This is a genomic window from Tychonema sp. LEGE 06208, assembly GCF_015207505.1.
Classification (GTDB): Bacteria; Cyanobacteriota; Cyanobacteriia; order Cyanobacteriales; family Microcoleaceae; genus Microcoleus.
Genome location: NZ_JADEWT010000064.1, coordinates 1 through 12945 on the forward strand (window position 1 = coordinate 1; position 12945 = coordinate 12945).

The 12945-nt window shown below is 45.1% G+C and carries 19 protein-coding genes; 8 read left to right on the forward strand and 11 right to left on the reverse strand.

Annotated features, from left to right (window positions below):
- Positions 1 to 868 precede the first annotated feature (868 nt).
- Complete coding sequence (locus IQ263_RS28640; RefSeq protein WP_228050128.1) at positions 869 to 1231, forward strand: hypothetical protein; 363 nt, start codon at positions 869 to 871, stop codon at positions 1229 to 1231.
- A gap of 48 nt (positions 1232 to 1279) precedes the next feature.
- Here the strand turns inward: IQ263_RS28640 and IQ263_RS17250 are convergent, their stop codons facing one another.
- The 5 genes from IQ263_RS17250 to IQ263_RS17265 form a co-directional block, all read right to left on the reverse strand.
- Positions 1280 to 1510 (reverse strand): hypothetical protein, encoded by a 231-nt coding sequence (locus IQ263_RS17250; RefSeq protein ID WP_228050129.1) that lies wholly within the window; start codon positions 1508 to 1510, stop codon positions 1280 to 1282.
- 607 nt (positions 1511 to 2117) lie between these two features.
- Positions 2118 to 2243, reverse strand: a complete 126-nt coding sequence (locus IQ263_RS29385; RefSeq protein ID WP_015211696.1) for a hypothetical protein — start codon at positions 2241 to 2243, stop codon at positions 2118 to 2120.
- On the reverse strand, positions 2240 to 2434 hold the full coding sequence (locus tag IQ263_RS17255; RefSeq protein WP_228050130.1) for a hypothetical protein: 195 nt from the start codon (positions 2432 to 2434) through the stop codon (positions 2240 to 2242). Before IQ263_RS17255 ends, IQ263_RS29385 begins: the two co-directional genes overlap by 4 nt.
- Positions 2435 to 2543: 109 nt before the next feature.
- Positions 2544 to 2681 (reverse strand): hypothetical protein, encoded by a 138-nt coding sequence (locus IQ263_RS17260; protein ID WP_194068687.1) that lies wholly within the window; start codon positions 2679 to 2681, stop codon positions 2544 to 2546.
- Positions 2682 to 2973: 292 nt separating this feature from the next.
- Entirely contained in the window at positions 2974 to 3114 is a 141-nt protein-coding gene (locus tag IQ263_RS17265; protein WP_194068736.1) for a hypothetical protein, read from the reverse strand.
- A gap of 1549 nt (positions 3115 to 4663) precedes the next feature.
- Here IQ263_RS17265 and IQ263_RS17270 point away from each other — a divergent pair.
- Entirely contained in the window at positions 4664 to 4801 is a 138-nt protein-coding gene (locus tag IQ263_RS17270) for a hypothetical protein (protein ID WP_194068688.1), read from the forward strand.
- Between the two features lie 13 nt (positions 4802 to 4814).
- Positions 4815 to 4982: a hypothetical protein gene (locus IQ263_RS17275; RefSeq protein ID WP_194068689.1), complete on the forward strand. Its 168-nt coding sequence runs from the start codon at positions 4815 to 4817 to the stop codon at positions 4980 to 4982.
- Positions 4983 to 5965: 983 nt separating this feature from the next.
- On the opposite strand, the gene IQ263_RS29890 is transcribed toward IQ263_RS17275, so the two are convergent.
- From IQ263_RS29890 to IQ263_RS17300, 6 genes are all read right to left on the reverse strand, one after another.
- Positions 5966 to 6076 carry a Tn3 family transposase gene (locus IQ263_RS29890; protein WP_071884050.1) on the reverse strand — a complete coding sequence of 37 codons (111 nt, stop codon included), beginning with the start codon at positions 6074 to 6076 and terminating at the stop codon, positions 5966 to 5968.
- Positions 6077 to 6468: 392 nt separating this feature from the next.
- Positions 6469 to 6603 (reverse strand): hypothetical protein, encoded by a 135-nt coding sequence (locus IQ263_RS29390; RefSeq protein WP_255513216.1) that lies wholly within the window; start codon positions 6601 to 6603, stop codon positions 6469 to 6471.
- Positions 6597 to 9440, reverse strand: a complete 2844-nt coding sequence (locus IQ263_RS17285) for a phage/plasmid primase, P4 family (RefSeq protein ID WP_194068690.1) — start codon at positions 9438 to 9440, stop codon at positions 6597 to 6599. Before IQ263_RS17285 ends, IQ263_RS29390 begins: the two co-directional genes overlap by 7 nt.
- A gap of 367 nt (positions 9441 to 9807) precedes the next feature.
- Positions 9808 to 9978, reverse strand: coding sequence for a ribbon-helix-helix domain-containing protein (locus tag IQ263_RS17290; protein ID WP_194068691.1), 171 nt, complete (start codon positions 9976 to 9978; stop codon positions 9808 to 9810).
- A 559-nt stretch (positions 9979 to 10537) separates the two neighbouring features.
- Complete coding sequence (locus IQ263_RS17295; protein WP_015211690.1) at positions 10538 to 11077, reverse strand: hypothetical protein; 540 nt, start codon at positions 11075 to 11077, stop codon at positions 10538 to 10540.
- Between the two features lie 46 nt (positions 11078 to 11123).
- Positions 11124 to 11372: a ribbon-helix-helix domain-containing protein gene (locus tag IQ263_RS17300; RefSeq protein WP_194068693.1), complete on the reverse strand. Its 249-nt coding sequence runs from the start codon at positions 11370 to 11372 to the stop codon at positions 11124 to 11126.
- A 171-nt stretch (positions 11373 to 11543) separates the two neighbouring features.
- Here IQ263_RS17300 and IQ263_RS17305 point away from each other — a divergent pair, with 171 nt between their 5' ends.
- The 5 genes from IQ263_RS17305 to IQ263_RS17325 are packed head-to-tail and all read left to right on the forward strand — an operon-like array spanning position 11544 to position 12934.
- Entirely contained in the window at positions 11544 to 12158 is a 615-nt protein-coding gene (locus tag IQ263_RS17305) for a hypothetical protein (protein ID WP_194068695.1), read from the forward strand.
- Positions 12158 to 12358 (forward strand): hypothetical protein, encoded by a 201-nt coding sequence (locus IQ263_RS17310; protein ID WP_194068697.1) that lies wholly within the window; start codon positions 12158 to 12160, stop codon positions 12356 to 12358. Before IQ263_RS17305 ends, IQ263_RS17310 begins: the two co-directional genes overlap by 1 nt.
- Positions 12358 to 12534, forward strand: a complete 177-nt coding sequence (locus IQ263_RS17315) for a hypothetical protein (RefSeq protein ID WP_194068699.1) — start codon at positions 12358 to 12360, stop codon at positions 12532 to 12534. Before IQ263_RS17310 ends, IQ263_RS17315 begins: the two co-directional genes overlap by 1 nt.
- Before the next feature lie 3 nt (positions 12535 to 12537).
- Complete coding sequence (locus IQ263_RS17320; protein WP_194068701.1) at positions 12538 to 12726, forward strand: hypothetical protein; 189 nt, start codon at positions 12538 to 12540, stop codon at positions 12724 to 12726.
- The gene (locus IQ263_RS17325) at positions 12719 to 12934 is read left to right on the forward strand and encodes a hypothetical protein (RefSeq protein ID WP_194068703.1); all 216 of its coding nucleotides are present in this window, start codon (positions 12719 to 12721) and stop codon (positions 12932 to 12934) included. The genes IQ263_RS17320 and IQ263_RS17325 overlap by 8 nt, the downstream gene beginning before the upstream one ends.
- Positions 12935 to 12945: the final 11 nt, after the last annotated feature.

Genomic DNA, 12945 nt, shown 5'->3' on the forward strand with positions numbered 1-12945 from the left:
AAGGTTTTGTGAGTCGGAATTCCCGGCAGTTGTGGGGCGAAAGTTGGGGCAAGTCCGGGAATTAAGGATTCCACTTCTATTAAAGGTTCTCCAATCGGGTCTGTTAAAGGCACTCGCTTGCACTCCTGATTTGAGGGTTAAATAATAGTTTTGGTAAGCTTGGATGCGTCACTTATCTTTTTGAGGAGATGCGAGTTGCAATTATGTTACCCGCTTTGGTCGAGTCGCCTGTTTGAATGGAGTTATAAGGCGAATCCGTACTCCTTAAACGACTGTAGCCCGCCTTCGCTATTGTTACTCGCTTTCGCTATTTATTGAGTCCTAGGCTCAATTTATTCAGGACTAGGCTCAATTTATTCAGTCCTAGACTCAATTTATTCAGTCCTAGACTCGATTTATTCAGTCCTCGATTCAACGGGTCAATTTTGACACTATTTGTAGTGGTAAGGCGGGGAGCGGCGCATCATACAAGTAGAGTCTATGCGTCCAGGACTATTATTATTGATTGTTTGCTTGATGTTCGAGTTCTCAAACTGCCTGTTGTAGGGTTGACAGTCAAGGTAGGGGTTGCAAAATTTATGCTTTTGCTACTTTTTTGGGGAAAAGGCAATCGGAACGGCTTTGTTAAAGTCATGGCTGCACCCTTGATTTTTAATTGATTTGGCGCGATCGCCAAGTAGATCGAGGAATTTTTACTTGCACTTACTCGAATGACGGCAAGCGAATTGTTGCTAGTCCTTATTATCGCTTAGGCTCGATTATAAGTATATAGTGATAAATACAGAATTTCCTAGTTGTTGCTGCTGCTGCGAGTCAGGAGATATTTCCGTATATTTACTGATAATTGTTAAACTTATGTCAAGTTTTGATGAAAATAACTGTTTTCATGCGAGAAAATAGTTGGTTCAGGCAGGAAATACTTAAATTACGCAGGAAAATACTTAAATTAACTTTTCCACCGCCGCGTCGCGAGAGGAAGCGCCCGTTTCCTCTCGCGACGCGGGCACCGCTTGGTTCGTCATGCACCGCTTGGTTCGTCATCCGCCACTCGGACACCCGACTCGACGCAGGGCAAATCTGGCAGTGGTGGCGGTGTCAGCAACCTGACTCTCAACTAGAGCCAATTTTCTACCCGGGAGCTCGCTCGTTCAAAGAGAGGCATCCTGGGTTCGTGGAGAGTCCGCCCGCTCTGAATGCAGGCATTACCGAACGGCGCGAGCGCGATCTCTAGCTACAAATACTTTCCTCAGAGAGCGGTATTTGGGAAATTTGGCGATCGCTATTTTTGAGGAGCGATATCAGCGTACTCTCCTGGCAACTGATGGGGCGTTAACAGATGTTGAAGAGCAATACAGTAATGCAGTTTGAACCGGGCAAATTCTGCCGCGCCGACAACCGCCACCACATCGGCTGTTGTGACAGTTGTCGGCGTCGATCGCCTCCACAAAAGTCGCCACAACAACTGCCTGAGCAATGTGAGCAATCGGCACAGTCGAAGAGCGGGTAACAATCAAGCGCCTTGATACCTAAGATTCCCCATTCATAAGGGTGCATTATTTCTATTTCTGCACGTAAAAGTTAGGTTTGCGATCGCAAAAACATTGCTTGCTACCGTCCATCTCTGCTTTTTGTGCAAGCTTTCTACCTTGCATAAATTTGCATAAATTTGAGTTTTTATGAGTTTTTTGTGGCTAATTAAGCCAAAAACAGCGAACACTTCAATTTGCAGCTTGCACAAATTTATTCAAAAAAACTCAAATTTATGCAGAAAAACTCAAAAAAACTCACTTGAGAAAAGTGAATTTTGAGGGTTTTTCCCGTCCTGGTACGCTTAAGAATTATTTAAGATTTTTACAACAAACTCTGCAATCCTGAATTGAAGCAATGGAAATTGCAATTGATTCAAAACAGGCTCAAGATTGATAATTTAATCTCAATCTTGAGCCAGCCGAACTAATTGAATAGGTTGTTTCTCGCTGAGCCGAACTAATTGAATAGGTTGTTTTGAACAAGCCGAACTAATTGAATAGACTGTTAAGATTGCCTAAAAGATTGCCCCCCAGTTATTCGCTATGCAGCTATTCGTATCAATCTTCGGAACAAGGGCGGTAGCCATTTTATAGCAAGAGTTGTAGTTCAGTTGGCTTGTGCGTGACCGTTGCTCTTGCAGCCATCCACCAAGCCTGTTGGTGTTCTATTACATTGGGTACGACTGTTTCCAGCATAGATATCTGCGGGTTCATACAGTGAGGAGCCTGTTTTTAAGTTCGCCTTCTGCCAAACGTTGCTCCCGCACTCGACCTACTCTCAGTGCGTCAATCAGGCTAAGCAAAGCGTAAAGTTCTGGATCGTTTTTAGCCGCTTGGGGGACTGAACGGTACAGGGGTGCGATCGCCTGCCCTCTGACGACACCAGCCAGGGTCAGGCCAGACATAAACCTCAGACGGTGAGGCAATTAGCTTGCTTTTCAACGGTTCAGCAGAATGCGCCGTTGGCAGTCCCCGACTTTAATTTAATGTTCGGCGCTCGTTGAAGGGCGTGAGTTATTTCGGGAGTACAGCGATCGCTTGTGTCTGAATTGCGGTTGTAGGAGCGATCGCACCATAAGTTTCATCCATTCGGCGGTTAATTTCTTTAGCAGTATAAATATATCTCTGAACATTGCTATTGCTACCACCCATTCCTGCTTTTTGTGCAAGCTTCCTATAGCGATCGGCGATTGCTCACGACAGCAGTCAATAGGATAATCCTTTTTGGGTGTAATGGCGGTAGCCTCGACTTCAGCAAGCAAAAGCTAATTTCTTATAGCTGTATAATATTCAGCTTGAATCGTAATACAAATAGTTACAGTTGTCATTAAAGCTTAAAAAAGTATTAAACCCGACCTTACGGTTAGGCTTCCGTAAAAGGAGGGTGCATTATTTCTCTTTCTGCACGTAAAAGTCAGGTTTGTGATCACAAAAACATTGCTTGCTATCCCTCATCCCTGCTTTTTTCCTTGGTTTCCCAGCTTGCATAAATTTGAGTTTTTGTGAGTTTTTGTGAGTTTTTTGCTGCAAATACTGCTTCGACTTCAGCTAATAATTCAAGCTGAGCTTGCATAGTTTTACTCATGAAAACTCACAAAAACTCAAATTTATGCAAAAAAAATCATGAAAACCCAGTCTCAAAAAGTTAATTTTGAGGTTTTTTCCTGTCTCGGTACGCTTAAGATTTATTTAACAATTTAACAGCAAGCTCTACACTCCCAAAATTCAGCGATTGTAGCAGAGGCAAGCTACTAACTGTAGCAGTTATAGCAAGCTGTACTTTCACAATTGAGCAAGCCGAACTAATTGAAAAGCTGTTAAGGCTGCTTAAAAGATTGCCGCTTTGTGATAGCTATTCAGCTATGACATATTAATGTATCGGAACAATAGCGGTAACGTTTTTCTCTTCTTGAATTGCAGTTCAGTTTGTTTGGCTTTATTGAATGCAGTGCTACCGCACTTTTGTACAAAAAAGCGAAGTGCCTCAATATTTTTTTGCTGCCAGAATGCTAATAGCGTTACTTCGGCAAGCCAGTAAATTTTGTAGTCAGAGCTCCTGTCGGGAAACTTGTTAAACTAGGCACTTTGAAGGTAGTGACAATTGCCTTCGCTTAACGCCACGGTTGTACTTGATTTCTGAAGAGCGCGATCGTCAAACGACTCTAAATTTAAGGCTGTACCGACGCTACCCAAGCTCAATGGGACAGTTGCGGCAATTGATGCTAGTGCTGCTACGAAGTTGTCACAACAGTAGGAGCAATGTTCGTGCAATCGGCACAGTTGGATATCGGGTAAAATTCAAGCCCTTTGACACACTGGGCTAACATGGCATCGATGGCATTTATCGGAACAGTTGAAGAGCGGGTAAAATTCAAGCCCTTTGACACCCCCATCCCCCAGTTTTTAGGTGTTTGTGGCGATAGCTAGTATTACTAGACTAGCCGACAGCATTGCGCTTTCAAAGAATTGTCTCGACCTTAAAAGGTGCAACTCGTGACTCGGCTACCGTTACTCGAATATCCGAATAAGCCTGGAATTCGCTATCACTGGCTCCCCATTAACTGTATCAATCCGAGTGCACCTTGACCAAACCAATGCAGAAAAGTCGCTCTGACTGGTTCAAAATTTTTAGCCAAAAATAAGGAGGAAAAAAGAGGAGAAAACAGCACATTTTTTACTCATTACACCTCCAATTTCCTACTTTTAGCCTCATTTTAAGTATAAATGCTTATCACTTTTTGTAAATAATTGTTGCTTTTGGCGTGATTTTCTGTACTCCGACACCTCTTGAATCCTCCTAAATCCTCGTAATTAGCGCGCCAGTCGCATAGCAAGCCATGTCAAATAGACGTAAGAGGGGGGGTAAAAATAATCATTTTATGGTTTTTATGGTTTTTGCAAGAGTGCCATAGGATTTCTTGGGAGTTGAAGTTAGCGATCGTTCACTTTCGACAGCCTTGGCTCGAAAGTTGGACTCTTGGCTGTTTGGACTTTGATAGAACTGTGCTTGACGCGAGCGTGAGTCGATATTGAAGCCAGGAGCGAGCCTGTTGGTGTTCACGACAGCCGCCTTTACGAAGGAGCGTTGCCGGGCACGACGCAAGCCAGTTGGTGCAGTTCGGCATTGGTGGCGAATGCCCGACGCGAGCGCGCGCCCGCTATCCTGTTTGCAAGCGAAGCAGCCGGCTGATGTCGATGATGGCGAGGGAATCGTTCGTCCGATAGCCAGCAAGAGCGCGATCGCCTTGACACCTATGATGCCCCATTCATAAGGGTGCATCATAGGTGTCTGCACGTAAAAGTCCGGTTTGTACGGACAAAAACATTGCTTGCTACCTATCAAGAACAGCCATAACCAGCCATAACCAGCTTCAACAGGCAAAAGCAGAAACAGCACAAAAAGTCAGGCAAGTGCTGTATAAATTCAGGCGTTTGCGGGATATTTTCGTGTAAATATAGGTAAAGTGCACCCCCTGCAAATGCCTGCATTCTCACTAATTTTATACTGCACTTGCCTGACTTTATACGGCACTTGCCTGACTTTTGGGCACACAAAAATTAGCTATTTTTTAGCGTTTTTAACAAAACTTGAATTGATTTAATAGTCAAGTTTCGGTATGGTAAGTTGAATTAAAAATCAAATTTGCGAAGTGCTAGAAAGTCGGTAGTGCAGCAGTCGTTATGTCAGCCTTGACAGTTGCATAAATTGCTGTTGTCGGACTAGCGATGAAGCAATCGGTTAAACAGTTGTTGTCCGAGAGAGTTTGAAAGTCGGGTAAGCAATATGCTCAATATTGATAGGGTGGATATTTTTTGTCTGCACCTAAAAGTCAGGTTTGTGATCACAAAACCATTGCTTGCTACCTGTTGAGAACAGCCATAACTAGCCTCAACAGGTCAAGACACGAACAGCACAAAAAGGCAGCCGTTTGACCGACAAATTCAGGCATTTGTAGCCGTTTTCTGGATATTTTCGTGTACATACAGGTAAAGTGCAGTCCCTGCAAATGCCTGTAATCTCACTGATTTTGTACTGCAAACGCCTGACTTTATACTGCACTTGCCTGACTTTAGCGCTCCGCAACAATTAGCTATTTTTTAGCCTTTTTAACAAAGACTGGATTGATTTAATAGTCAAGTTGTGGCATCGGAATTGAATTAAAAATCAAGTTAAGCAAGTGTGAGAAAAGTGGCAACACAGCAGCCGTTATCTAAATTGAATAAAAAATCAAGTTGAGCAAGTGCGAAAAATTTGGCAGCGTAGCAGCCGTTATGTCAGCCTTGACAGTCGCATAAATTGCTGTTGTCGGACTCGCGATGAAGCAATCGGCTAAACAGTTATTGTCCGAGCGAGCTTGAAAGTCGGATAAAAATTTACCGCCTGACTCGGTTTACAGCAGTCGGTCGGTTTACAGCAGTCGCTCAACTTCCACCTATTAATGGCGGTTATAATTCTCCACGTTATGAGTACAAGCAGTAATCTCTTGCCGTAAGGAGCGATCGCTAATATATTCCAACAAAAACATAATTCGCAGTGCCTGTCCCATACCTTACCGCTCTTATTGAGGCATGGACGCTTCAGTCGCGACTCGCGAGTCGTTCCTTATTCCATATCAATAAGGTTTGAACTGTGGGTAAGCAGTATGCTCAATATTGATGGGGCGGATTATTTTTATGTCTGCACACATTAGTCATGGTTTGTGATCACAAAAACATTGCTTGCTACCGAGAAAGAACAGCCATAAACAGTCTCAACAGGTCAAGACACGAACAGCACAAAAAAGCAGCAATTTGACCTACAAAGTCAGGCGGAAAGCAGGATATTTACAGGCATTTGCAGGTAAAGTGCATCCCCTGCAAATGCCTGCATTCTCACTAACTTTGTACAGCACTTGCCCGACTTTATACGGCACTTGCCTGACTTTTGGGCACACAAAAATTAGCTATTTTTTTGGTAGCGGCTTCGATCGGCTTCGGCTATTGCCGATCGGATGAACTCGACACATTCGGCGTGGGCATCTTGGGCGATCGAGGACGGGGAGGGCGATCGGGACTGCTGCTTAGTTTCTAGCATGGTGTGCCTTCCTCGGCCTTCAATTGCATCAAGACGGGCGCGTGTGAGATTTTTGGAACCGCAACTGTAATCACTTCCAGATTGTGCGATGCTTTGTCGAGCTTGATTCGATAATCCGTCTCTCTACTGCCGTAGCTAACGCAAATCACCTCTCCCTTCTGCCCGTGGTGTAGGTGACCGACCTCGGTTATAACTACGCGGTCGCCCTCTTTAAATTCCTTATGCTTTGAACCGACTGCACCACTTGAGGGGGTATCCTGCACCACTTCTGCACCACTTGCTGCACCAGTTGAAATGTTTGCAGGCAGGGAGTTTGCACCACTTGCACCACTTGGGGGGGGATTTTCTTTTGCTTGTACAGGAATTTCTGTAATTGCCTCTTGATTACAAGCTGTTTCCGGTGATGAAAATTGATTGTTTGAGTTTTCTTGGTAAGGTTTACCTTCTAAGTGGTGCAAGTGGTGCAAACCCTTGCTGGGTATATTCTCAAGTGGTGCATCAAGTGGTGTAGAAGTGGTGCAAAGTGGTGTAGCAAGTGGTGCAAGGCTTTCTAGGGATTGTGAGTAAGTGGGATGCTCATCATGTTCCGATCGCAGTCGCAATCCCTCAAACGTTGATGTTCGAGCCTTGCACCACTTGGCGGATAGTCTCTGATCGGTCAGCAGTTCGCTTAGGTGGCGGGGGAACTTGGTCAGACTAAAAGGCTTCAGCCCGCTATTCTCACACCAAGTTTTGTAGGCCTCATATAGCTTTGAGGTCGGAGTCGTTGTTGAGTCGGCAAGCACCAGCTCTGTATCGAAAAATGCTGCGATAGAATCTGTCTCGATTTTCATTTCCCATTCTTTCAGCTTGAATTCCATAATCTGGTTTGCTCCAGTGCCGCGTATTGCTTGGGTAACAGCAGAATCGAGCAATGAGAGGGCGATGGTGATTAGTGCAGGTATTTCGGCATCAAGCTCTGCTTCGAGGCTGTGATCGCGCTTATCCTCATGTACGGGATTATCGAAGTCAACTAGGCATAATCGGCGCTCTAATCCAGTGGTATCGCCAATAAAGATGGGTTTATTGGAGCAAATCAGCAGGCTCCCGTAGAAGTAAGCACTAGCTGCCGGAGTGTGCAGTTCCCGGTAGCTAATTACATCGCCCCCGGTCAAGCTTAGGATGTTATTAATTCCTACTGGTTTGCGTTCGTCGGGAAAAACTACCAATTGCTTATCAATTAAGGAAGCTTTAGTCGAGCCGTCGATTAGGCGCTCAAGCTGGCATCCGATAGAATTATCCTTGCCTACCAATTTCTGGCAGAGCCGAGCAAATTTACCCTTACCGCTACCAGGCTTTCCTATTAGGTGAACGAACATTTGCAAGTCAAAAAAACGGCGTTTGAGTAGGGCATTGATGATAGCCAAAAGCTTTAGCATTTTGCGCTTGTCGGCATTCATTGCCTCGTGAAAAAATTTATAAATTTTTGGACAATTTACCGATAGAGCCTCAAGACCATCTCCCAAGTCGCCTTGTAATGGCTTATAATCATACGGCAAGTATGAAATAAATCCCATGCCCGGAGAGTGTTCTAGGGCTTTATTCTTATTGCCTTCGAGTACGCAATTGCTGAAATTGATGTATTGCGTATTGTCCCATGCCAGCCAGCGAACTTGGCGCAAATCATGCTCCAATAGTTTCTTAACATCCTCAATGTATGCGCTCCCACGGTAGTTTATATTTCTTGCATCTAGCGTGGTTTTGACCAAACTGGTAAACGCCCCTATTTCAATCTTCTCCCAGCACTTACCGTTCCATACACGCCACGTTTTTTGCTCGTTATCGTATTTCCATTGATGCCCGTAATCCTCTTTTATTTGGGCTGCTACCTTGCGGGGTGTAGGAGGTTTTTTGTCGAGGCGTTCTCCCGCCTCATCATTCTCTTTCTCGCCGAATAGCTTGGCTTTGGTAAGGATTACTCGGAATTCTTCAATCCCTTTATGCTGAATAAAATCATCCATACCTTTTGTATTTTTCACCTCGCCTCCCTCAATCACTGAGGCGGGGGCCCAATCTCCGGTAATAGTCCGCACTGGCACACCGAATTTACCCAATTGCTTAGCCAATTTTCGCTCGGCCTCGCAGATATTGGAATTTGTGAGGGCATCGGCATCGAAGGCAATGATAAAGCCGAAGCCAGCCTCTGCATATTTTCGCAAAGTCGGTATCAGGAATCGCTGTTTTTCGGGGTCGCTTTTTTTGCCCGTCAAACCCATCTCGACACCTAGCAATCCAATCGTGGGAATGCCATTTGAGCAACCAGAAATCGCTTTGTAGCCCCCTTCAGTAACGAGAAGGTAGGGCACATCGTTAATGTGGTAGCACTCCTTTCTCAGATTTGCTTCATCCCAGTAATCTGGGGTGTAGGGGCTTGTGGGGAGAATAGCATCGAAAGCCTCCCCCGATTTGGTTTCGTACTTTATGATGTCGCCGTTGCTCTTTTTCCTTGGCTTGTCGGGCCGGAGTTGCTCTTGCCCATTCGCTCCTTTGAACAAGATTCCTGCCGATTTCACCGAGAACCCTGCCAAAGAAGCTTGAGCCTTACTTATAGAGCAGCAAGTCGCACGAGCCCAGTCGTTGAGTAAGCCTCTATCTGCGATTTTTTGCTCGTGTTCGGGGGTGAGGGAAAATTTTTCGTTAAGGCTGCACAATACCCCGAAGCCGCTTAAATCCGGCGTGGCTTGTGCCACCACTACATCACCCCGATCGATGTCGGCTTCGATGTGGGCTTGATGTTCCGGTGTAGGTTGCGCGGTATCAAGCTCGTGGCTTTCTTGCGTAGATTGTGGGGTATTCATGCTGCACCCCCGATCGCTTCAAAGGTAGGTGCAGAGAATCCCCGGTTTGCTTGCGTATTTACAAGGGATTGTGGTAGAATTGAGCGATATCCAGGGTTTCCAGATTTAAAGAAGTTTTTTTGACTAGACGCATTTTTGAAGAATCTCGCAAAGCAAGCAATAGCACCGCGTCTAGCGTTTTGGGGAAAAGAATTCCACCTTTTGATTATACGCACTGCATAATCAAAGCCGTTATAGTTCATAATTAGACTATTAGCCACATCTCTGATGTGGAAGAGTCCAACTTTGTTGCTAGTCTTGCCCGATAATCAACAAAGTTGGGAGTGTATTTCAAACAATTTCAAACAATTTAAATCCCTAGAAGCCCTTAGACTACTAGGGATTCTTCGTTTGATGTGTTGATTTTGTGAGCTTGTGCGTGAAAGTATTTGAGATAGGTTGTTAGGGCTTCCCGAACAAATTCCGATCTATTTACCCGATGTTCGTAGCAAATCTTGTCTATGTCGTGCAGTAATTCATTGCTGAGGCTGCACGTCATTCGGGGGAATACTTTTTGAGTTTCTTGCGACATACGAACTTAAAAAAGAGCGTTGTTTCCTCATATCTTACACTACAAAAGTTTATTGCGATCGAACACTCAAACTAATTTTCCAAACGTCTGGAGTGATTGGCTCAAAACTAGGGAGTAGGTGTCATGCCAAGGTTGGCAAAATCTAAACCCGAAAATCCTCCAGACCGCGCAGATTCGATCGGACAGCCATCGCGCCTTTGTCTAAAAAATTAGCTACCCGCGTAGATAGACGACTATATATCAGTCGAGCGTTTATTGATTTTTTTAGAGATATGGTGTATTTTTACAGCCTTATAATCTACAAAAAAATACCAGAGAATTGGATCGAGAAACCAGTAGGCATCGGTGATTTAGCGTATTTACCACTTTACATAAAGTGGTATTCTCACCCCTAATAAAACCGTAAACGATCTATTTAATAGGTAGCTGATCACTCCCACAGTCGCGATGCCCACGGGCGATCGGCTGGGAGAACCTTGATAGTAACTCAACCAGACTCATCGTTTGTCCCCGGAATGCCCAAGGGTCACTCCTCATCGCCCTCTGGGTAATACAAGTCATCGCCCGGTAGCCGCAACTGTTCTAGCTCAGCCCGATTTTCAGCTAATGCCTCAAGAAACTCCTCAAAAGTCAGGCCAAAGAACCGCCGCTTTTCATCCGGTGTCCGCTGTTGTACTCCAAAAGCATCTCGGAACCGAGAGTCCAGTCCTTCTAGGGTGAAGGCTGCTTGAAGGGCGATCGCTCGTTTGTTGCCAGCAAGCGCTTCAACCGTTATTAGCGTGGTGAGGTCTTTGAGGCTGATAGTTCGAGCTTTGTTACTTCCGCCTCTACCAGCCCTTTGAACTGGTATCAGACTCGTGCCTCTATAACCTTTGTCTGATAACGCTTTTAGCTTATCTGGGGACTTATCCTCGATCTCCAAAAGCCAGTTACGTTTGTAACCCATTACTGCGGATACGCTGACTGCACCCGCTCGGAATTCGCCGTTTGGCATCATGTACCCGTCAATTGACAAGGTATCGCTTAATTCGATGGTGGCGTTTATGGCTTTGATTGGTTCGGTCACTAAAATCTTCTCCTTAGCTAGACATTTACTAAATAGTTGCTAGACATTAACTAGCACCCTTACTTGCCTTTCCCCGCTTGGCTTTCGCTGTTGCAGTCGGTTTTACTTTTGTAGACGTGACGGGTACTGCCTGCGAGTCTTGGGCATTGCGTTCTCTTCGTTCCTCCAGTGCTTTTTTAACAAAAACGAGAACTAATTGAGGGATAGTGCGATATTCAGAATCCGCCCACTCTTTTAATTCCTCATATTCGTCATCGTCAAAGCTGATCGTAGTCCGTGGCCTCTTGGTGGTCATTGTTTTGCGGTGTCTATATATTCCACATTATCCGCAAAAGTCTACCGATACAAAGACTAACTATTATTTACATCACTCTTGACAAGTGATGTAAATTGAGACTAAGATAGCACACATAGACGAATCGATTCCAAATCGATTCCGAATTGATTCTCCCAAAGAGGCGAAACTATGAACCTTGAAAACCAGACAGTGATTGACGTAGAGGTGACACCAATCGATACTCATGAGCCAGAATCGATTGCGATCAAACACTGGTACTCAGCAGCGCAAGTGCAATCGATTCTTGATTTGAGCAAGTCGGGGATGCAAAAGGCGATCGCCAAACTACAGGATATCTACGGCGTTGAACTTAAAGCCTTACGCCGTGGGGAAGCGCGAGCCACCCAATACTCTGAGTTTGCTCTTAAAGCTTGCAAATTATTGAATGCAGGAAAACTGAGCGAGCTTCGCCAACTGGTAGAAGCGGCACCGATCGCACCGACTGCCGGATCACTGACAATCTCGGAATACACGCCTGCACTCGATCGACGGATCACCCAATTGAATCAGAATGCCAATTCTGCCTCGGCATCCTTGAATCAAAATGTGCAGCAGCTTCTAGCTCAAATTGCTTCCGAAAATCAAGCAGCACAACAGCGCGATGCTGACTTAGACAATGCTGAAATCAACGCCGCTCAAAACCGTGGGGCCACGCGTGCTCTCGCAGTGTTTCAAGCTGAACAGAAGGCACAAGCTGAAGTTCTGGCACAACTGCGGGCAATGAAGTTAGGGGGGGCTGAATAATGACAAACTCAACATCTAAAAACCAGCACTTTCGCGACGTGCACGTTGTTAGCAGTCGCCACCCTACCCGCATTTTTCGGTGTGAGGCTGATTCTGAAGTCTGCGCCATTGATGCACTGCGAGCGGTAGCTGACAAATTACCCGAACCCGAACCGGGTGAAAGTCGGCAAATTAAAACGTTTTTTGGGAGAACTAAATAATGGCTTTTTACAAAGTGAAAGTGCAGCGCGAAAGCAACTCACCAAAGCAGTTTAATGTCACCGCTAACAAATCTCAGGACGCTGTTGTAGTGGCAGCTCAGAGCCTCAGAGATGAAGGGATTACAGATGCAAAAGGCATTGAAGTATTGGGGCAAATTAACAGTTTGAGGGATTGAATAATGACTGATAAAACTGATTCTGAGATTGTTTTTGCCCACGGTAAAAAAAAAACCCAATCTCAGGCTTTTTTGGAAGTTTTGCGGGAATCACCGCCAGAACAGAAAGAAGCTATTCTCGCTTACATCCAAGCCTTGAATGAAAAAGAACAAGAGAAAATCAATCAATCTGAGGAGCAAAAAAATGCTTGATGATGACAAAAATCTCGACAAAACCCTAAACCGATTGATGATTGGCGGTGCTGCATTGACCAGCGCTCTTATCATTGCTGGGGCTTACGATGCAGGCTATCAATCAGGAAGAAAGGAAACTCAAGCACCAATAACTGTGCATGGCGACCTGACAATCAACAACAACAGCAACAACCAAAATTCAAGCCAGCCGACCTCGCAAAAGTAACCGGCTGGCCC

Bases quoted from the DNA above. Each gene is read 5' to 3' on its own strand.
- IQ263_RS28640 (WP_228050128.1), top strand. From the start codon at position 869: ATGAAAATAACTGTTTTCATGCGAGAAAATAGTTGGTTCAGGCAGGAA.
- IQ263_RS29385 (WP_015211696.1), bottom strand. From the start codon at position 2,243: ATGAACCCGCAGATATCTATGCTGGAAACAGTCGTACCCAATGTAATA.
- IQ263_RS17255 (WP_228050130.1), bottom strand. From the start codon at position 2,434: ATGTCTGGCCTGACCCTGGCTGGTGTCGTCAGAGGGCAGGCGATCGCA.
- IQ263_RS17260 (WP_194068687.1), bottom strand. From the start codon at position 2,681: ATGGGTGGTAGCAATAGCAATGTTCAGAGATATATTTATACTGCTAAA.
- IQ263_RS17265 (WP_194068736.1), bottom strand. From the start codon at position 3,114: ATGAGTAAAACTATGCAAGCTCAGCTTGAATTATTAGCTGAAGTCGAA.
- IQ263_RS17270 (WP_194068688.1), top strand. From the start codon at position 4,664: ATGCCCGACGCGAGCGCGCGCCCGCTATCCTGTTTGCAAGCGAAGCAG.
- IQ263_RS29890 (WP_071884050.1), bottom strand. From the start codon at position 6,076: ATGGGACAGGCACTGCGAATTATGTTTTTGTTGGAATATATTAGCGAT.
- IQ263_RS29390 (WP_255513216.1), bottom strand. From the start codon at position 6,603: ATGCTAGAAACTAAGCAGCAGTCCCGATCGCCCTCCCCGTCCTCGATC.
- IQ263_RS17285 (WP_194068690.1), bottom strand. From the start codon at position 9,440: ATGAATACCCCACAATCTACGCAAGAAAGCCACGAGCTTGATACCGCG.
- IQ263_RS17290 (WP_194068691.1), bottom strand. From the start codon at position 9,978: ATGACGTGCAGCCTCAGCAATGAATTACTGCACGACATAGACAAGATT.
- IQ263_RS17300 (WP_194068693.1), bottom strand. From the start codon at position 11,372: ATGACCACCAAGAGGCCACGGACTACGATCAGCTTTGACGATGACGAA.
- IQ263_RS17305 (WP_194068695.1), top strand. From the start codon at position 11,544: ATGAACCTTGAAAACCAGACAGTGATTGACGTAGAGGTGACACCAATC.
- IQ263_RS17310 (WP_194068697.1), top strand. From the start codon at position 12,158: ATGACAAACTCAACATCTAAAAACCAGCACTTTCGCGACGTGCACGTT.
- IQ263_RS17315 (WP_194068699.1), top strand. From the start codon at position 12,358: ATGGCTTTTTACAAAGTGAAAGTGCAGCGCGAAAGCAACTCACCAAAG.
- IQ263_RS17320 (WP_194068701.1), top strand. From the start codon at position 12,538: ATGACTGATAAAACTGATTCTGAGATTGTTTTTGCCCACGGTAAAAAA.
- IQ263_RS17325 (WP_194068703.1), top strand. From the start codon at position 12,719: ATGCTTGATGATGACAAAAATCTCGACAAAACCCTAAACCGATTGATG.